The sequence below is a fragment of the Liquorilactobacillus uvarum DSM 19971 genome (assembly GCF_001434935.1).
GTDB lineage: Bacteria > Bacillota > Bacilli > Lactobacillales > Lactobacillaceae > Liquorilactobacillus > Liquorilactobacillus uvarum.
Genome location: NZ_AZEG01000006.1, coordinates 1 through 18,718, shown reverse-complemented (window position 1 = coordinate 18,718; position 18,718 = coordinate 1). Strand labels below are relative to the sequence as shown.

The 18,718-nt window shown below is 35.2% G+C and carries 20 protein-coding genes; 9 read left to right on the top strand and 11 right to left on the bottom strand.

Going from position 1 to position 18,718, the window contains the following annotated elements; translation table 11 throughout:
• The first annotated feature begins 118 nt into the window (after positions 1 to 118).
• The 3 genes from FD20_RS04255 to FD20_RS04245 all read left to right on the top strand — a co-directional run bounded on the left by FD20_RS04255 (position 119) and on the right by FD20_RS04245 (position 2,433).
• On the top strand, positions 119 to 958 hold the full coding sequence (locus tag FD20_RS04255) for a substrate-binding periplasmic protein (RefSeq protein ID WP_057736353.1): 840 nt from the start codon (positions 119 to 121) through the stop codon (positions 956 to 958).
• Between the two features lie 70 nt (positions 959 to 1,028).
• The gene (locus FD20_RS04250; RefSeq protein ID WP_057736352.1) at positions 1,029 to 1,685 is read left to right on the top strand and encodes an amino acid ABC transporter permease; all 657 of its coding nucleotides are present in this window, start codon (positions 1,029 to 1,031) and stop codon (positions 1,683 to 1,685) included.
• Positions 1,686 to 1,698: 13 nt separating this feature from the next.
• A complete protein-coding gene (locus FD20_RS04245; RefSeq protein WP_057736351.1) occupies positions 1,699 to 2,433 on the top strand; it encodes an amino acid ABC transporter ATP-binding protein in 735 nt (244 codons plus the stop codon).
• Positions 2,434 to 2,653: 220 nt separating this feature from the next.
• Here the strand turns inward: FD20_RS04245 and FD20_RS04240 are convergent, their stop codons facing one another.
• Positions 2,654 to 3,046 (bottom strand): cytidine deaminase family protein, encoded by a 393-nt coding sequence (locus tag FD20_RS04240; protein ID WP_057736350.1) that lies wholly within the window; start codon positions 3,044 to 3,046, stop codon positions 2,654 to 2,656.
• A gap of 667 nt (positions 3,047 to 3,713) precedes the next feature.
• On the opposite strand from FD20_RS04240, the gene FD20_RS04235 reads away from it, so the two are divergent.
• Genes FD20_RS04235 through FD20_RS04220 form a run of 4 tightly spaced genes read left to right on the top strand, consistent with a single transcriptional unit; the run spans position 3,714 to position 7,243 of the window.
• Positions 3,714 to 4,295, top strand: a complete 582-nt coding sequence (locus FD20_RS04235) for a hypothetical protein (RefSeq protein WP_057736349.1) — start codon at positions 3,714 to 3,716, stop codon at positions 4,293 to 4,295.
• Positions 4,296 to 4,339: 44 nt separating this feature from the next.
• The gene (locus FD20_RS04230; protein WP_057736348.1) at positions 4,340 to 5,386 is read left to right on the top strand and encodes an efflux RND transporter periplasmic adaptor subunit; all 1,047 of its coding nucleotides are present in this window, start codon (positions 4,340 to 4,342) and stop codon (positions 5,384 to 5,386) included.
• Positions 5,379 to 6,062 carry an ABC transporter ATP-binding protein gene (locus FD20_RS04225; RefSeq protein WP_057736347.1) on the top strand — a complete coding sequence of 228 codons (684 nt, stop codon included), beginning with the start codon at positions 5,379 to 5,381 and terminating at the stop codon, positions 6,060 to 6,062. Before FD20_RS04230 ends, FD20_RS04225 begins: the two co-directional genes overlap by 8 nt.
• Entirely contained in the window at positions 6,062 to 7,243 is a 1,182-nt protein-coding gene (locus tag FD20_RS04220; protein WP_057736346.1) for an ABC transporter permease, read from the top strand. The genes FD20_RS04225 and FD20_RS04220 overlap by 1 nt, the downstream gene beginning before the upstream one ends.
• Before the next feature lie 303 nt (positions 7,244 to 7,546).
• Here the strand turns inward: FD20_RS04220 and FD20_RS04215 are convergent, their stop codons facing one another.
• The 10 genes from FD20_RS04215 to FD20_RS04175 all read right to left on the bottom strand — a co-directional run bounded on the left by FD20_RS04215 (position 7,547) and on the right by FD20_RS04175 (position 17,796).
• On the bottom strand, positions 7,547 to 8,395 hold the full coding sequence (locus FD20_RS04215; protein WP_235807708.1) for a metallophosphoesterase family protein: 849 nt from the start codon (positions 8,393 to 8,395) through the stop codon (positions 7,547 to 7,549).
• Positions 8,396 to 8,410: 15 nt separating this feature from the next.
• Positions 8,411 to 9,499 carry an ABC transporter ATP-binding protein gene (locus tag FD20_RS04210; RefSeq protein ID WP_057736345.1) on the bottom strand — a complete coding sequence of 363 codons (1,089 nt, stop codon included), beginning with the start codon at positions 9,497 to 9,499 and terminating at the stop codon, positions 8,411 to 8,413.
• Between the two features lie 11 nt (positions 9,500 to 9,510).
• Positions 9,511 to 10,329, bottom strand: a complete 819-nt coding sequence (locus FD20_RS04205) for a carbohydrate ABC transporter permease (protein WP_057736344.1) — start codon at positions 10,327 to 10,329, stop codon at positions 9,511 to 9,513.
• Positions 10,322 to 11,212: a carbohydrate ABC transporter permease gene (locus tag FD20_RS04200; protein WP_057736343.1), complete on the bottom strand. Its 891-nt coding sequence runs from the start codon at positions 11,210 to 11,212 to the stop codon at positions 10,322 to 10,324. Before FD20_RS04200 ends, FD20_RS04205 begins: the two co-directional genes overlap by 8 nt.
• Positions 11,205 to 11,837 (bottom strand): extracellular solute-binding protein, encoded by a 633-nt coding sequence (locus FD20_RS13985; RefSeq protein ID WP_268871937.1) that lies wholly within the window; start codon positions 11,835 to 11,837, stop codon positions 11,205 to 11,207. The genes FD20_RS04200 and FD20_RS13985 overlap by 8 nt, the downstream gene beginning before the upstream one ends.
• Positions 11,828 to 12,481, bottom strand: coding sequence for an ABC transporter substrate-binding protein (locus tag FD20_RS13980; RefSeq protein ID WP_268871936.1), 654 nt, complete (start codon positions 12,479 to 12,481; stop codon positions 11,828 to 11,830). Before FD20_RS13980 ends, FD20_RS13985 begins: the two co-directional genes overlap by 10 nt.
• 511 nt (positions 12,482 to 12,992) lie before the next feature.
• A complete protein-coding gene (locus tag FD20_RS04190) occupies positions 12,993 to 13,961 on the bottom strand; it encodes a sugar-binding transcriptional regulator (protein ID WP_057736342.1) in 969 nt (322 codons plus the stop codon).
• A gap of 472 nt (positions 13,962 to 14,433) precedes the next feature.
• Positions 14,434 to 14,691 (bottom strand): helix-turn-helix transcriptional regulator, encoded by a 258-nt coding sequence (locus FD20_RS04185; protein WP_057736341.1) that lies wholly within the window; start codon positions 14,689 to 14,691, stop codon positions 14,434 to 14,436.
• 513 nt (positions 14,692 to 15,204) lie between these two features.
• Positions 15,205 to 16,383: an amidase gene (locus tag FD20_RS04180; protein WP_057736340.1), complete on the bottom strand. Its 1,179-nt coding sequence runs from the start codon at positions 16,381 to 16,383 to the stop codon at positions 15,205 to 15,207.
• Positions 16,384 to 16,497: 114 nt separating this feature from the next.
• Positions 16,498 to 17,796 (bottom strand): MFS transporter, encoded by a 1,299-nt coding sequence (locus tag FD20_RS04175; protein ID WP_083489039.1) that lies wholly within the window; start codon positions 17,794 to 17,796, stop codon positions 16,498 to 16,500.
• A 172-nt stretch (positions 17,797 to 17,968) separates the two neighbouring features.
• Here FD20_RS04175 and FD20_RS04170 point away from each other — a divergent pair, with 172 nt between their 5' ends.
• Together FD20_RS04170 and FD20_RS04165 are read left to right on the top strand one after the other, a co-directional pair.
• Complete coding sequence (locus tag FD20_RS04170; protein WP_057736339.1) at positions 17,969 to 18,247, top strand: PucR family transcriptional regulator ligand-binding domain-containing protein; 279 nt, start codon at positions 17,969 to 17,971, stop codon at positions 18,245 to 18,247.
• Between the two features lie 65 nt (positions 18,248 to 18,312).
• Positions 18,313 to 18,690 (top strand): hypothetical protein, encoded by a 378-nt coding sequence (locus FD20_RS04165; protein ID WP_162255619.1) that lies wholly within the window; start codon positions 18,313 to 18,315, stop codon positions 18,688 to 18,690.
• The last annotated feature ends 28 nt before the right edge of the window (positions 18,691 to 18,718 follow it).

The following is an 18,718-nucleotide window of genomic DNA, read 5'->3' as shown; positions in this document are numbered from 1 at the left end:
TTAAACCTTAAAATATAAAATTATTCCATTTTATCTCATCTATTTTTAATGTTACAATATGTGACATCGTTAGTCGCACGTCACAAAAGTATAAGGAAAGAACAGGAGATGGAATAATATGCATAAAGGAAAAACTAGTTCGTTTTTAAAGTTCATTTTGATTATTACTCTTATTTCAACAGGGGTTTTTGCATTAGATATTAATAGCAATTCAGCCAAAGCAAGTTCAGCAAAAAAAGAAATTACGACTAAAAATGTGAGAGGCTCGATGAAGGATGTGACTCTGAGGGTTGGAACTTCTGGAGTATTTGCACCATTTTCTTATTATGATGCTAGCGGGAAAAAATTAATCGGTTATGATATTGACTTATTGAACAAACTGCAAAATATTTTAGGCTATAAAATCAAAAACAACATCCAAGTTGAAGATTACGCACCATTAATTACTTCAATTTCTGAAAAAAAGCTTGATGTTGTCGCTGCAGCATTGTGTGCTACTAGTGAACGTAAGAAGGTCATGTCATTCAGTACCACCTATTTTAAATCTGGCTTAATGGTAATGATAAACAAAACCAAGAAAACAGGTATTACTAGCGTCCATACGTTGAAAGGCAAGGTAGTTGCAGTTGAAAAGGGAACTGCCTCACACACATATGCATCTAAACATCTAACTAGTTCAACTATTCAACCATATGACAAAATAAGCGGAGCTCTTGAAGCTCTCAAACAAGGTAAAGTTGATGCCGTTATCCAAGATGGACCCAATTGTTCCTACTATTTCAGAGTCCACAAAAAGAGTAATTTAAAAGCTGTCGGGAAAGAGTTTGATAAGAGCCAATCCCCTTATGCCATAGGGTTGACAAAAAACAGCAAGTATAAAAAGAACTTCAATGCAGCCTTAAAAATTTTGAAAAACAATGGAACTCTTAACAAATTGGATAAGAAATGGACGGAGTAGAACTTATTGACCAGGAGTGAAAATACCAAGTCTTTATATTCTGATACCCAATGAAGGAGCTGTTATTATAATGTTTTCATCTCAAGTCATGCACACACTGGTACCTCTACTTTTTGAGGGCCTAAAAATCACTTTACTCGTAGCAATAACCGGTATTGCTATCGGTTTTATTATTGGATGTTTGTCTGGATTTGCCTTGCAATCAAATAATAAATTTGCCAAAACCATCAGTGGAGTTTACGTTTGGGTCATTCGTGGTACTCCCGTAATCGTACAAGCGTTATACGTTTACTTTGTTCTTCCAAAAATATTCAACTTTGATTTACCCAGTAATATAGCTGGCATCATTGTCATCGCCATTAATTCTGGAGCATTCATTTCAGAAATTGTTCGAGGAGCACTGATGGGAGTTGATCCTGGGCAACGAGAAGCCGGACTTTCTTTAGGAATGTCAAATGTCCATATACTAGTCCATTTAGTAATTCCCCCTGCTTTTCGGAGTGCTCTGCCTGCACTAGGTAATCAATTTATTATGTCTGTCAAAGATACTTCCTTGCTTACTGTAATTGTTGTCAAAGAAATGACTCAGCAAGCTATGAATTATGCTTCAATAAATTTTGACTATGTCAATACTTACAGTGTTCTGGCACTATTCTACTTGGCTTTACTAAGTATTCTGATGCTTTTGCAAAAATACATTGAAAATAAATTTAACTTAAAAAAATAGGGGGAACTCTGCTATGGCTCTACTCGAAATAAAACATTGCGATAAATCCTATGTACCTGAACAGCCTATTTTAAAAAATATTTCCGTTGCAATTGAAGCTGAAACGGTAACTTGCATCCTAGGACCATCTGGTGCGGGAAAAAGTACACTTTTGAGATGTATCAATCAACTAGAGGTGCCATCCAGCGGTGAAATAATCTATAAAGGCGAAAACACACTAGCACCAAACTATAATTTACGTAATTTGCGCGAAGAAATCGGAATGGTTTTTCAATCTTTTAATCTCTTCCCATTAAAAAATGTCTTAAATAACATCGTTTTACCCCTACGTTTAGTTAAAAAGATGTCCTTATCAGAGGCTAGAGAGGTTGCAATGGCTATGCTGGAAAAAGTTGGGTTGAGTGCTAAAGCTAATGCTTACCCAGACAATTTGTCCGGTGGGCAAAAGCAAAGAGTTGCTATAGCCCGTAGTTTGGCCTTGAATCCTAAAATTATGTTATTCGATGAACCAACATCTGCGTTGGATCCCGAATTGGTAGGTGACGTCCTAGAGGTTATGCAGGAACTAGCCGAAGAAGGAAAAACAATGGTTATCGTTACACATGAAATGGGTTTTGCTCGAGAAGTTTCAGATAGAATTTTGTTTATGCTGGATGGCGAAATCATTGAGGATAATGATCCGGAAACTTTTTTCACTAATCCGACAACTCAACGAGCTAAAAACTTTATTAAACGTTCTTTAAAATGATTTTACACAACTAAAAGTCCTAATAAAATATTAATTTATTGATATTTAACCATAGTTAAAATAAAAGAGACTTACAGCACAATTAATTATCTGTGCTGTAAGCCTCTTTTATTTACTAACTTCAATACAACTAAAAAAGCATCGTGAAAAGCTATCTATTCAAATATTTAATAATAACTATCAACTAGAAATGAAGCTCGTGAAAAATAATCAAAATTCTCTATTTATTCCAATAATAAGGCAACAACTCTCCCAACTTCACCACTCTTAAAGGACTCAAACTTACAAGAATTTCTGTTTCTCTGTTTTTCTTCCCTAACTGCATAAGAAACTCTCTACAAACACCGCAAGGCATTAGAATTTCTTTATTTCGTACCGCAACTAGTTTGTTAATAGCAGATTCCCCCGCCGTCAACATGCTTCCAATCGCATTCCGTTCTGCACAATATCCCATAGAACAAGCTGTATCAATAGAAACACCCCCGTAAATATTTCCTTTTTCAGTAAAAATCACCGCAGACACACTTCCAACAAAAATAGAATCTGAAATCTTTCTCTCATTGCAGTTAGCAACTGCTTCGTCATACAAATTCCGCCAAAATTCATTTTCCAATTTTCTTACCTCACATAACTTAATGTTTTCTTGATCTAATCTACTTATCTATTTTGTGCAAACGCACTCCACGAGTCAAAGTTTTCTGCCTACTTTCGAACGACTCACAGCAACGTAGTCACTATGTTCATATTTTGGGATTAGTATTCGAATTTTACCGACTTATACCATATTCCCATCAAGCAGCATCGCCTTTTACAAGTTTTTGTTGTACCTGGTTTTTTCTATGTAGCTCGGCTTTATATTTTAGGCTATCTCCAACTTAATACGCCCTCTCCTAAAAATAATATACATTTCGATGTGTTTTCGAATCAATTGTCAATTACATACAATAAGTCAGACCTTCTTTAAGGCATTGACAAAAAGAAAGAAACATTATCACAGAATATCTTTTTGTGATAAAAGTATTTGAAACTATAAGCAAAAGCTTTGATTAATTCGTCATTTTCGACACTTAAAATTCAGTAAAATAAACTATATTTCAATTATAAAGGAACAAATATCAAATTTAAACATTTAGATTATTACAAACAATTATAGACATACATCCACTTTTTATGTTACATTGCGAACATAGACATGTTAGCAGTCCATATTGAGTGAAGGCTTAATTTGAATGTTAATTATATGATTTTGATTGCGGCTTTATTATTTAGGGGGAAAAGTTTTGTTAATTGCTGATGTTGTTTTTGGAAAAATTGATGACTTATTTACTTTTTTACGTTCTGATAAAAAACAGTGGCCAGCATTTTTTGAACTGGCCATTTTGTTTGCAGTTTCAGGGTTCTTATTAGGTTTAAAAACTAATATGCATGGGCTTCAAATCAACCATTTAATTATGGGAGCACTTGTCTCGGCAGGCACAGTTGTAGGTTTTTTATTTTCGCTGTTAGGTTTTTTTGTCTTGTTTTTCATTCTTAAACTTATTTTTAATTTAGAACTTAGCAAGAGTGAGCTTTACAAAATAGGTTTAATCGGAAATGTTCCTAATGTTTTATCCACTATATTTACAACAATTTGTACACTACTCTTTGGTTTTAATGAAAAAGGCTATACCAGTATTCAAGCTTTCGCGGGAGCAGAATCTAAGCCATTAGCGGCTTTTTTTTATATTCTTGATCCCTTTACTATTTCTGAAGTTTTCTTCATTAGTTATTTGGTAACCCGTTTTACGGCCAAAAAGAAACTTTTTCCAGTATTTATTGTTATCTGGCTATTAATTAAGTATGCTTTTGGATTCATTGGGTAATAAAACTATTTTAACTAGGCTGAAAAAAGGGAGATTGCGATTTCATGAAAAAGAAAAATATACTTATTGGTTCAAGTGTAATTCTTTGTTTGTTAATACTGTTGGGAGCAGTTTACATAGCAAAAAAGCATCAACAGAGCGCCACCAATTCAGAAACACAAAAATATTCAATCTACCGTGTGACAAAGGCATCTGATTTAACATTGAGCGGAAGCGTTCAGGCGCAAAAATCACAGTTGCTAACAAATCCTCAAGGAAAAGTTCAAACTGTTTTCGTCAAAAATGGTGACTCGGTAACAGAGGGACAGCAATTATTGACAACACATGATACCGATGAACAAGAAACGGTGACTTCACTGCAATCACAGGTTGACAAAGCCAAAAGAACAGTTTCGGAAGCACAACAAGAAGTTAATTCCAGTAAAATTCAGTTACAGAAGTTAACTTCTGACGACGAAGGATATTCCGATCTGCAAAAACAGCAAACAGAGGCACAGAACGACTTAACTGATGCACAGGCAGATCAAACAGAGGCACAAAATAAATTGCAACAGGCCAATACTAAAGTTGACAACACTTTAACAGCACCATATTCCGGAATAGTACAATTGGATTACAGTAAAACCGGCGAGGCAGAGATTACTTTAGTCAGCAATGATTTAAATATTAGCGGCGAAGTATCCGAATACGACTATAATAAAATAAAGGTCGGTCAGAGTATCAATGTGACTGCAGCAGCAACCGGTCAAAAAGCCAATGTAACAATCTCATACCTTTCAAAAGTTCCCGCAACTGATAGCAAAGCCAACAATGCTAAATATCAATTCGAAGCATCTTTAGATGCAGATTTTCTGGATGGACAGACAGTCAAAATTGCAGTTCCGACTTCACAGTTGCGTCTTCCTGAAGGAAGTGTCAAGAATGGACAAGTCTATTTAGTGAAGAAAAACCATGTGACTAAACAGAAGGTCAACGGGCATGTACAAAATGGATATTTCTTAGTAGATTCGGGTGTAGAAGCAGGTCAAAAAATTGTCGCTAATCCAAATAGTGCATTGAAACAGGGCGAAAGGATAGATACAGATGATTGATATCAAAAATGTTAATAAATTCTATGGGCAAGGTGACTCTTCTTTTCATGTCCTTCACGATATCAATCTCTCAATTTCAGAGGGAGAATTTGTTTCAATTATGGGGCAGTCCGGTTCTGGAAAATCAACCCTGATCAATATCATCGGCTTTTTAGATGATGAATTTAAAGGCGAATATTTTTACTATAATCACCCTATCCATGAATACACACGTACACAATTTTCCAAATTGCGTAATCAAAATGTTGGTTTTGTTTTTCAAAATTTTAAACTGATCAATACACTCACTGTTGCAGACAATGTCGGATTGCCACTTTTGTATGCTGGCGAAAAGAGAAAAGCCATAAAAGAACAAGTAAAAGATGTCCTTGAAGCTGTTGGATTGCCAGATGCCAGTGAAAAAAAACCAACAAACCTATCCGGCGGCCAGCAACAAAGGGTTTCTATTGCTCGTGCAATTGTCACCAATCCTCAATTTTTAATTGCGGATGAGCCAACCGGCGCACTTGACAGTAAAACATCACGAGAAATAATGACGCTGTTCAAAGAATTGAATCAAAAAAATAAGACTACGATTATTATGGTAACGCATGATGAGAAAGTTGCCCTCCAAAGTGAAAGAATCATTCAGATTTTAGATGGCCGGATTTTATCAGATAAGAAGGTGAATGCTTAATGCTTTTTATCGAACTATTAAAAACTTCGTGGCAATCATTGAGAGTAAACCCTAAGAGAAGTTTTTTAACAATGATTGGGATCGTCATTGGAATTGCAGCAGTAATTACTATTATAGCCTTAGGAAATGGAGTCAAAGCAAAGATTTTAAAAGAACTACAAGCAACTAATACAGGTAAACAAACAACTGAGATTAACTACTACCCTAATGATAGTACAGCAGCAACCCAAGGATTCAGTGAAAATGACCTAGAACAAATCAGGAGCAACTTCAGTGCAACGCTCTCAGCTGTTAAATTCAAACGTGATACTAAAAATATCAGCAACACAGTGACCATGGGAAATGATAACCGTACAGCGACGCTTTCGCTGGTAAAGGGAGCAAATCAACATTATGATATCAGTACGGGTCATAACATAACAAAAAGTGACAATGAAGTTAACAATCAGGTTGCTTTGTTAAATAAAAAACTGGCAATTAAGGAATATGGAACGGAAGAAAATGCACTGGGATCAGCATTATCGGTTGGTGACAACACGTATAAAATTGTGGGCATCTTTACCAAGGCTTCTGACGATTATAATGTAGACTTTTTATTACCGCAAAAAACATACTTATACTCCACAGCCGCGCAAAACGGAAGTACGATTAAATTAACTTTCAACAAAGGGGTTAAAGTATCGAATGCATCTAAGAAAATTGTTTCTTTTCTCAAGAAAAATGGCTCCAGCAGAAAAGCAGGCAGTTATGAATATACCGATATGGGTTCTTTACTTAGCGGTATTTCCAAAGTCATTAGTTCATTGACATATTTCATTAGCGCAATTGCTGGTATTTCTCTTTTCATTGCTGGAATTGGAGTTATGAATATGATGTATATTTCAGTTTCCGAAAGAACACAGGAGATTGGAATTCGCCTAGCAGTTGGTGCCTCTGGACGTTCAATTATGTTGCAGTTTCTACTTGAGGCAATTATGTTAACGGTTTTTGGAGGACTACTTGGCTTTCTAATCGGTTGGGGAACAGCCGCTTTGATCTCACTAGCATTGCCATTTAAAGCAATTGTAACGTTTGGTTCCTTCTTGTTGGCTTTTGGAGTTTCATCGTTAGTAGGTATCGTGTTTGGCTTATTGCCTGCCAAGCAGGCGGCTAATAAGAACTTAATTGATATCCTGCGTTAACAATTAAATAATATAAGGTTAAAAAACCAGCCAGAAGTTTTCTTCATGACTGGTTTTTTCGTTATCTAATTACAAGCTAATTCTCAATAAATATATGGAAAAATAATTTACAAATTGCACGTGCTCAAATACAGAACCATAGTTTTACATAGACTCCGTCCAAATGCCAGCAATGTGCTAAAATCCTCAGGGCACTATTTTGTCTCGTATTTACTAGACTTTTATTTCCTGTGAAGTTTTCCTTATCTTATAAGTAAACACAACAGTTAAAAAAAACAAAAAACTACAACTTTTATACGAATATCACAGTAAAGGTTTGAGATCAATAAAATCCGTTTGCTCAATATCAATTTTCTTTATAATTTTTTGTCCCCAATACAGATACCTATTTTCAATTCCAATCTCGTTTTTATCTGAAAGTGTAATTACATTGTAACTGGATGCATCTCTCACATAATGTTGATGTTTCTCCCGGCAATCAATATGATATGCAGTTGAGTCGGCAACTCCATTTAGTATACCTTCTGTTAAATAGGTCGTGGGAAAATGTATGTGTCCCGAGAAAAAGCCTTTTACATTTCCCTTTTTACAAATTTGCAGTAACTTTGATCCATTTTGTAAAACACTAAAACGCATATGTTTTAGAGATGTACCTGCAATAGGATGATGCATGAAGATTAGCGCTGGCCGTTCAGGTTCTTTCTTCAAATTTTCACTGAGCCAGTCTAACTGCTCTTTGTCGAGGTAACCTTGTTCAATATCTCCAAAGGTAGTGTCTAAAAAATAATTATCTTTTCCATTGATAGAGACCTTGTAATAGTATTTACTTTTAGGCTTCTGTTCCATAAAGCCTTCATAAAAAGCTTTTGTTCTATCGTGATTCCCTAGCAGTACAAAAATTGGTGCGCCTAATTCTTGTTCTTTTTCACGCAGGAATTTCCGCAGGTAAACATAATCATCTGTCTTTCCCTCATGAATCAAGTCGCCTGTTAAAGCAATAAGCTCCGGCTTTTTCTTAAATTTTTTCACATCAGCAAACACAAGATCAAGTTTATCATATGGGTCTAACTGCTGATTAAATGATGGTTTTTTCCCTGCCGGAGTTAAATGTATATCAGAGATCTGAATAATTGTTGTATCTTTCATTTTCATTATGCGATCCTTTCTTTAAGCATCAACATTCTTTTTACTTGCATGGTCAAAAAACAAGGCTCTTTTTTCTGAAAGCAAAACATAAACAAGGTCATCATTTTTAAATTCGTTATTAGTGATAATCGCTTTAATTGTCTGCCTCTTCCCAATGTTCAGCGTCAACTGCTGATAACGCCCATAATCAATTACTTGGTCAACCCTGGCAGGTAATTCCAGCGATATCTCTTGCTTACGTTTGACAATAATATGCTCTGGTCTAATTCCGAGATATAGATTTCCCTCCGATAATTCCATGTTTTTCAAATGTTCTGTATTGAAAAACAACGGTCGTTCATTTAAGGTGAGCATTTCTTTTTGATAATTAACTTCTAAAATATTCATTTGCGGAGTCCCGACAAATTGAGCTACGAAAAGATTAGCTGGATGATTATAGATATTGTCTGGTGTATCAATCATTTGAATCTTTCCTTCATTGATAATTGCAATCCGGTCCCCTAATGCCATTGCTTCTAGTTGATCATGTGTTACATATACGATCGTCTGTTGATTTTTCTCGTGCAGATTTTGTATTTCATCTCGAGCTTTTTCACGCAACTGAACATCAATATTCGAAAGAGGTTCATCCAGCAGAAAAATACTGCTTTTTTTAGCCATTCCTCTTCCCAGAGCCACACGCTGCTTTTGCCCGCCAGACAATTGTCCTGGCAGGCGATCACGATATGCGGCTAAATTAAGTGTCTCAAGAATTTTTTCTAGCCTACGTTTACGCTCTTCCTTCTCTACTTTATGAATTTTCAATGCATATTCTAAATTTTGATAAACAGTCATATTCGGATACAACGCATAATCTTGAAAAACCATCGCAATATTACGTTCTACACTTGATATTTTTTGCGAGTCTTTGCCAGCTATCATTATTTGCCCATCACTAGGTTTCTCTAATCCCGCCATCATGCGCAGAGTAGTCGATTTTCCACAGCCTGAGGGGCCTAACAATACTAGGAACTCTCCGTTTTTGATTTTTAAGTCCATTTCTGAAATAACATTTGTTCCCTTAAATTTTTTTGTTACTTTTTTTAATTCTAACGCGATCTCACTACCCATAATTAACCACCTTATTTTAATCCTGAATTGCTGATGCTATTTAAAATGTATCGTTGAAATATTAAATAAATGAACAATGGCACAATAATCATGATTGTTGACAAAGCCATCGCCAATGGAAAGTTTGTTCCACCCTCACTCGAAATATAATTTTGTAAAGCTAATGGCAAAGTAAAACTGCTTTTATCTTTCAAGATTAATGTTGGCCAAACATACTCATTCCAAGAATTAATAAAGAAAATTGCTCCAATACTGATAATGCTGGGGCGCAAGATCGGTATAATAATATCCTTCAGAATCATGTGTGAAGAAATGCCATCAATTTTCAAAGACTCTATCAGGCTTTTAGGAATCTTGTCCATTGCTTTTAGAAAAAGCATGATTCCTGTAGCATCACACATTTGCGGTAATGCAACTCCAGGTGCTGTATTTAATAGGTTAATCTTAGAGATTACTAAATAATTTGGAATCATAATCACAGTAAATGGCACAAAAATCGTCGAAACAAAAATTAAATATATCCATTTTTTGCCTTTAAATGAAAAGTATTTGAATGCATATGCAGCAAACAGACCAGTAATGAGCTTCCCTAATGTCACGATCGCTGCCATAAAAAATGTATTCCAAATCAAGCGTAACAAATCGATTTGTCTTCCCAACGTTGTGTAATTACTAAATGTTGGATGTAATGGGATTATTTGCAGCATTGAATGATAAGAATCCTGCAATGTCTTAAAAGAATTTGAAATCATAAAAACAACTGGCAGTAACAAAACTAGGCAAATGAGCAGCAACAAAATATGCCATCCACCTTCTCTAAACTTATTCACAGTTGCCCATCCTCCCTTCAACAAATTTCATCTCCAAATAAAGTAATATCAGAAAAACTAGAAAGGTTATCACAGCCAGTGCAGAAGCATTACCTGTCTTGTAAAGTACAAAAGCGTTTAAATACGTATGATAGAAAATATTAGAAGATCCATAATAAGGACCGCCTTGTGTAATAACGCTAATTGGAGTGAAAACATATTGTAAACCTTGAACGATTGTCAGAATAAGCACATAAAAAGCAATACTTTTATTTAATGGAAGCACAATATCTCGGACCATTTTCCATCTTGGAATACTGTCGATCTTTGTCGCATCAATAATATTTTGTGGAATACTGCCTAAACCAGTCAGTAGCAGTACAAAATTATATCCAAAAACCTTCCAATTCGTTATTAAACACAACATTACTATCGCCATGGCGCTGGAATTGGTCCAGTTGGGCAATGCAACTCCAAAATGTCTCATTAGGAACGCAACCGGTCCAGAAATAGGATTCATTATCCACGAAAATAGCATTGCTCCAACGACAAGTGAAAATAAACTGGGAATGAAAAATATTATTTTATATGAATTTTTCATTTTATTGATAAAAAATTTTACTATTAATGAAATGAAATATGGAATTATAAAATTTAAGATCAATAATAGTAATATATATACAATAGTGTTTAGCAATACTTTCCGATTAACTGAGTCCGTGAAAATACTTGTGTAGTTTTCTAACCCAACAAAATTTTTTGTTGGCGAAATCAAATTCCAATCAAAAAAACTTAAATAAAGTGTGTAAAGTATCGGGATCACCATAAAAACCAACAGGATTACCGCTGTTGGCGAAAGATAAGCAATTGTCAAAAACTTGTTTTTACTTCCACTACTATTCATTGATTTTCTCCTGGGCAGACTTCAATGTTTCTTGTACATTGCTACCAGACAAAATTTTGTCACGTGCATCAATCATTGTTTGTTCAGCTTGCAACCCATTTTTAGGAAATGAAGTCCATGGAACAGCCGTCTTAATTTGGCTGGTAGCAGCTTTCAGCATCGGATTTTCATTTAAGTAGGTTTTGAAATCCTGTGATGTGAGTGCACTTTCTGTTGGTGGCAAATAGCCGGTTCCCTTACTCCAAGTCACTAGTGAGCTGTTTTTATACATATATTTTTCAAAGGTCCAAGCTGCTTTTTGCTGTTCACTTTTTTGAGCAGTTATTGCCAACATTGAGCCGCCAACCGGTACAGTCGCTTTATGCCCTTTGAAATGAGGTGAGGTAAGTGCTTCAGCATCAAAATTAGCACTTTTCTTAATGTGTGAAGCTTGAGCCACAGTCGTATATGCAATTGCAACCTTGCCATTCAGAAAATCATCAATTCCTTGAGCCCATGGGGTATGTAATGCTGTTTTTTCTTTAACTACCATGTCTTGATAAAATTGATACGCTTTAGTCCCACTTTCACTTGCAAATGCCGCTTTGCCATCTTTTTTAATTTGTGCGCCATTACTTAATAACACTGCCTGTTGTGCCCATGTGTCACCCGGTTCTTGAATGTAAAGGCCATAATCCCACTGGCTTCTTTAATCTTCTTAGCAGCTGTGCGCACACCTTCCCAAGTAGAAAGATTATCAGCATTTATTCCATACTTATCTAGCATCGTTTTGTTGTAGTATAAGACAGGTGTGCTTAACGAGTACGGGAGGCCTACTAAATTATTCTTACTATCTTTAGCAAATGACAATGTCTGTTTACTAAAGTTTTTATTAATAAATGTTTTACTGTTATCAAATTTGCTTTGTGCATCTGTTGGTGTTAAATATTTAAAATTACTTGCAAAATAATTTGTGTATGCCCATCCCACCTGAACTATATCTGGAACTTTGCCTGATGCTTGTGCAGATTGTAAATTCTGCATCAGTCCTTGATACATATTCGGATTATATTTGGCTGTAACTTTAATATATTTATGTGTTTTATTAAAGTCTTTTACAAGCTTATCAACAGCAGTTCCTCCCTGTGTTTGAGCATTGACATGCCAGTAAGAAATATGAACAACTTTTTTTGATGATGCCTTGGTACTTGAACATCCTGCAAATAGGATTGTCAACATTAACAGTGAAACTATCCCAATTGCTTTTTTAAAATAATTACTTATCTTCAATTAAATCTCCCCCTCGTTGTTTAATAATAACCGTAGATTGTATCTATTCTGTTTCGATATTGTAATCGTTAAGTATAGGTCAGGTAAGCAAGTTGTAAAATATTTTTTTAGATATAGATATATCCATTTGATAATTTATTTTTAAATCACAGCAAACCTGATTGCCTAAACCATTCAGCATCAAATCAACATTGTTGCTGTAAAAAAACAGAAATACAAACCATTTTGCATATAAAAAAAGGCTTTGATCAAAGCCTTTTTACCCAATCTGTATTATGAAAATTAACATATTTCTATATTTAGACTCTGCCGCTTAATAACGAATTGGTCATAAATCATAACCCAGCCTCTCTTCTTAATTCACGGTTAATGCTCTACCTCTGCCTACCTCGTTCTTCAATACCTGCTTCATTATCATAATCTATTCTCTTATTTCTGAAAATTTGATTTGTCCATAAATTCTGTGTTTTTAATGATTTAAAACTCTTTCACATTTGTGACTATGAAATCACTAAAAATAAAGATGCTTAATCTCCCGAACAACTTTATCGGTAGTAATTAAAATATCAAAAAGATTAGCTTTGAGTCCCCCTACAATAGCTTCAACTTTTCGTTCTCCAGTAGCTACTCCCACGACTGTGTCCATATTTCTCAACTGAGCCAAACTTGCACCAACAAGATTGGGGTACTTTTCACGGTACTCTTCTCCATCTAATGAAAAGGATTGTGATAACACATCTCCTACCATAGAATTCTTGTATATCTCCCTTGCTTCCTCTTTTTTATAAAAAGCTCGCCAATTATAATTGTCTACCATTTTTGCACTCCCAATTCCAACAAGCGCAATATTGACTTTATCCCATGATTGAACAGTACTTCTATTAGTTTCCGTTGAAAGAATCTCTCGCATTACCCTCACTGAATTGATAAATACTGGAGAATCAAGGTAGAAAAGCTTGGAACTTGGAATTTTATCGCACATTCGATGAACCAGGTGATTGGCTTGACATGAAATATCAAGTTTTCCCATTGGACTGCCTATCAATGGTAAAATTGAAACATTTTTCACTTTTTTGGACAGGAAAAAATTATCAACTACTTTTTTTATTGTTTCACCCCATGACAAACCTATTACGCAGTCATTTTTCATTAAATCATTAAGTAAGGTGTTCGTATAGACCGAGATACTTTCAAGATCGTCATGGTAATCACTATTAGTTTCTGTAGGGACAACTATTGCTTGTTTCAAATTGAAATTTTGACGCATAAAGTTTTCTAAATTTTCATTTGCACGACTTGTGGGTGGAGAAACATTAATTTTTACAATACCCACTTTCCTCGCCCTTTTCAGTAATCTGCTAATTTCAGTTCTATGGATATGAAGTTTTTCTGAAATTTGTTTCTGAGAGTAGTTTCGTTTGTAGTACAATTCTGACACTTGAATTAATCTCTCTATTTGTTTTGAATTCGAATAAGTCATAAGCACCCCTCTTTCTTAAGTTGATAATATCACAAATGTGAAAAATATGAAAAAGCGTTTACACATTTGGGATGAAAGGTACCCAGAAGTCTCGCGTAATTCTTTCTATAAAAAAGTCTCCAGCTGTATCTAGATATTTTGTAGAATTACCAGCACCCTTAAAAGCGCCATTGTAAAATATAAATTCCAATCAAAGCGGTCAATATCAATCCAATAGCTATGCCTAATATCCCACCTATAATATATTGAAATAGTAGCCTTTGCCTGCTATATTTTGAGAAGTGTGTGGGAATATTGCCAAGATAGTTTAAGATTTGACGTATATTGTACAAATTATATTTTTTGCTGAACTTGATTAAATATAAAATGTTCTCGATACCCAGAACTGTCAGCACAACAATTATTACTAAACTAAAAGTTAATGGAATCCACCTTATACTGGTGAAAGCCAAATACACAAGAATTAAATATATTATAGTGGCAAGATAACGCCACCGAATGTTCTGACGCATTGCTTTATACTTCCGTTCATCAATATCCCCTTAATTAGGTCATCTACAGATTTATGATATATATTCGCTAATATAATCAAGCTTTGAAGATCTGGGTAAGTCTTCGCATTTTCCCAACTAGAAATTGTTTGACGCGAAACATATAATTTTTGGGCTAATTCTGCCTGAGAATAATTCCATTGTTTCCTCAACTCAACAAGTCGTTTACTAAGATCCATTTGATTGCCACCTCCACTACTTTATTAGTAGCACATTTTTAATTTTTAGTCTGTCAAAATTTCTTTACATCATGGTGTAGCAGCTTTTATTAACAATTTTAGTATGTAACAAGAATAACCTTTTTACTTATATTCTGTGTTTCATTCAAAATCTTTTCTTCATATTTTTAAACTGATAAACTATATATATTGTCTGAACATCTTAACTTGCCTGACAATTTTAACCTGTAAAAAGTATTTTGGGGTCACTACTCATAATTTTACAAGCCGCTATTTTATTTCAAACACTTGTAATTGTCAGCGGTGAAGATCTCATTTCAAGAAACATTAATTCATGACACACCAATGAAACCTTTTTTTACTATCACCAAAAAAGCTGCAAACCATTGTCGGTCAGCAGCTAATTCTGTTTGCTTAAAAAACTTTCATTTTTATACTTTCAGCAACATTTCACATGAAATTTTTTATCGTTATTGATAATTACACTGAAATTATGTTCACAAATATATCAAATTATTTGCTTTCGTTAACTAGATTCTGTACAAACTTGATGAGCGGCAAATCCATTCCCTGACTCGCAATAAATGATAATCCAAAACTATATCCATTTTTTTCAACTGGAACTGTAATTTGAGGCAACCCCGATAGACCTGCTATTGTAGTCAGTAATTGTGTATTTTTCCTAACTTCTTCCATTTCTTTGATTCCAATTGTCTTCGCAGGCGCTGCATCTGGTGTTGTTGGTACAAGCAACAGCTGTCCAGGCTTAAGCTCTTTTGCAAGATAGTCTTTCCACTCCTGTTGGTTTACACGTGCTTTTTCCACTACGTTTGTCTCTTTGCTAATCTGCTCAGCAAAATCAAAATGGGCTTTAATGTCCTTCCCAATTTTATCTTTGTTTTTGCTTACCCAATCTCCATAGTTTTGCCATGCCTCGTAACCCTGGATAGCTTTAAACGTATCTAATAGAGACATCAATTCAAATTGCGCCGGTAATTTCTTTATTTTTTTAGATATGGATAGCTCATCAATAAACGGCAGTACTTCTTCCTTATAATCTTCGGATGCAAGATCAAAGGCATCTCTTAACAAAACTAAATCGTCAAACTGTTTTTCCACCGGTGCATAGAGGACATCCCCAAGTTGACTCAGCATTTCGCTTGATCTGGTTAACAAACCTACTGTATCAAAACTGGGGGCTAAAGGTGCAACGCCTTCTAACATATGAATATCATGAGTAGGACGGAAACCGTACAATCCGCAGTAACTTGCAGGAACTCGAACAGAACCTCCCGTATCCGTTCCAAGCGCAAAATCAACATCGTGGGCAGCCACTGCTGAAGCCGAACCGGAACTTGATCCTCCTGTAAAAGCCCATGGATATTTAGGATTAGCAGGAGTGCCATAATGTATATTGACACCCTTGATAGAATACATGAATTCATCTGAAATAGTTACACCTCTCAAAGATGCCCCTTGTTTCAATAGCATGTCAACAACCGTTGCATTCTCTTTTGCAGGCCCATGTATCTTCTTCCAATCAGGATTCCCCAACCCGCTTGTATGTCCTTTCAAGTTAAAAACATCTTTGATTGCAAATGTTTTGTTAGAAAGTTCCCCTTTTTCCAAAGCTGGTTGTTCATATTCTGGATCAATATACGGTGTTGTTTTTGCTTGTTGATTTTTAATCATAGCCCTGCCTGCTTTCCTCTTTTAATTAATAATAGGTTTCTATTCTTTAACATACTTGTTCCGAAAAATTTTGTTTGCAACAAAAGCATTTTTTTAATATCGCTAAATTAAGTCCTACAGTTTTCTAGTAACTGCCTTGCCTTTTGAGGTAAACAAGAAAGCAACGCCTCCAAGGACTAATAATATTGCTGCCAGATAAAAACCAACTGTCATTGTTCCCGTTTTGTCGGCAAGATATCCTGTGACATACGGAGCCAAAACTGAGCCTGACATACCAACAAAATTATACATTGATAATGTAGTCGCTAATTGGCTATTTTTAGCATTTTTGGCTACAAAAGCCACAAGAATCGGATCCAACGCTAATTTTCCAGTCAATCCATACATAACAAGGAAGAACAACAGACCAATCCTACTGTGCGCTACAACAATTCCCAAAACAGAAATAATTGAGAGTATCATCAATCCGCTTACCAATGATTTTGTATAGGTTCCCAGATAATCATTTAATTTTGCAACAATCAATGCTCCCGGAATTGATGCCCAAGGTACTAATGATGAAATAAAACCGACAGAGGATCCTGTAAAACCACGTTCAACTTGCAAATACTGTGGTAACCACGTAATGATGACGAAGAAAGCATAGATAGAACAAAAACATATAAAAAACGACAATAATAAATTTCGATTTGTTAATATCTGTTTAAAATCAATTTTAGACTTTACGACCTGTTGCGAATCAAAATTTGCAGTCTGCTTTTGATGGTGCGGGCTAATTATCTTTTCTTTTAAAATCCATGTAAACAATACCCCCATTAAGATCGTGGGAATTGCAATAATCAAGAAAGGCTGCTGCCATTTACCGCCATTTTGCAAAACCAGAATACTTGATAAAAGATAACCACCTGAAGTTCCGAATGCCATTCCACTATTAATGATTGCTGTACCTAGTGTCAAACGCTTTGGCGGAATTGCTTCTGTCGAAAGAGCATATTGAGGACCATAGTATGCACCTTCACCTAACCCTGCAATGGCCCTAATTATCAAAAATGCTCCAAAGGCTGTTACAATACCTGAAAGAAATGTCATTGCTCCAAATAAGAAAAAGCCAAATGCTATCATATATTTACGACCTACTTTTTCAGCAATAATTCCTAATGGTACCTGAGCTAATGCGTAAGCCATAAAAAATACACTATTAATCAAACCTAAACTTGTATTATTAATATGAAATGCTGAAGCGATATTCGGCATTGTCGGATTCAAAACTGTTCTATCCGCATAAATAAATATCCAACCAAAGAAACTTAGAATAACAACTTTCCACCAATAACGATCGCTAACTTCGACTGGTTTCGCTATTCTTTTTGCAAAACTGCTTTTTGTGGGTACCTCGGCTATTTTCTTTTCCATTTCAGGTCCTCCTATAATTAGTCAATGTTATAACATATGACATTAACTTTATTCTAAACGTATTAAAATAAAATTCATTGACTTAAAAGGCAAATGTTATTGCACTTTTTTCCCAAAAGGGTAAAATCTATGTTATAAAACATAACACAAATTGGAAAGGAGCTGTTTCGAAATGGTCACAGTTCACCAGCTTATCCACACATTACCTGAAAATGAGATTACCTGGCTCAATAAACCCATCCATGATCCATCTATCAAAGAAATCATGATAATAGCAACACCAGATCTTGATAAGTGGGCAGTTGGCGGTGATTTACTTCTAACAAGTTTATTTGGTCTCCAAGAATCACAATCATTATCATCTTTCATACAGCAGCTAGACAAAATAAAGCTGGCTGGCATCGTTCTCAAAAATAATGATTATCTGCAAAAGGTCCACCGTCCCTCGTAAACAAATGCAAAAAGTTGGAATTGCCTCTGATAAACATCAAAAGTGAAATCCAATACCGCGAAATTATGTCTCACTTTTATCAACTCCAAAGCCAAAATACAGACCTAACTGAATCAGGTTTGCTTCAATCACTGCTTGTGCCAACTAGACCGATCGATCAGTCTCAGTTAATCAAGAAACTGTCGCTTGAATCCAATCTTACTTACCGCGTTCTAATTACTGATGACCTTACACCCGCACAAAAAAATAAATTCACTAAAACTGTCCATTTTTTAAACAATCCATCAGCTCCCATTATTTGCGGCCATTGGTCTTCTTTCTACATTCTTTTGGTACCTCTTCATCCACACGCTGAAGAAATAATCCAAAAAGTTAGATCGGAATGTTCGGCACATTTTGCCGATAGCGGACATGTTGCTCCTATCCTAGTATTTGGTACATAAATTTCTGAACAGTTGTGCCATAATTAAT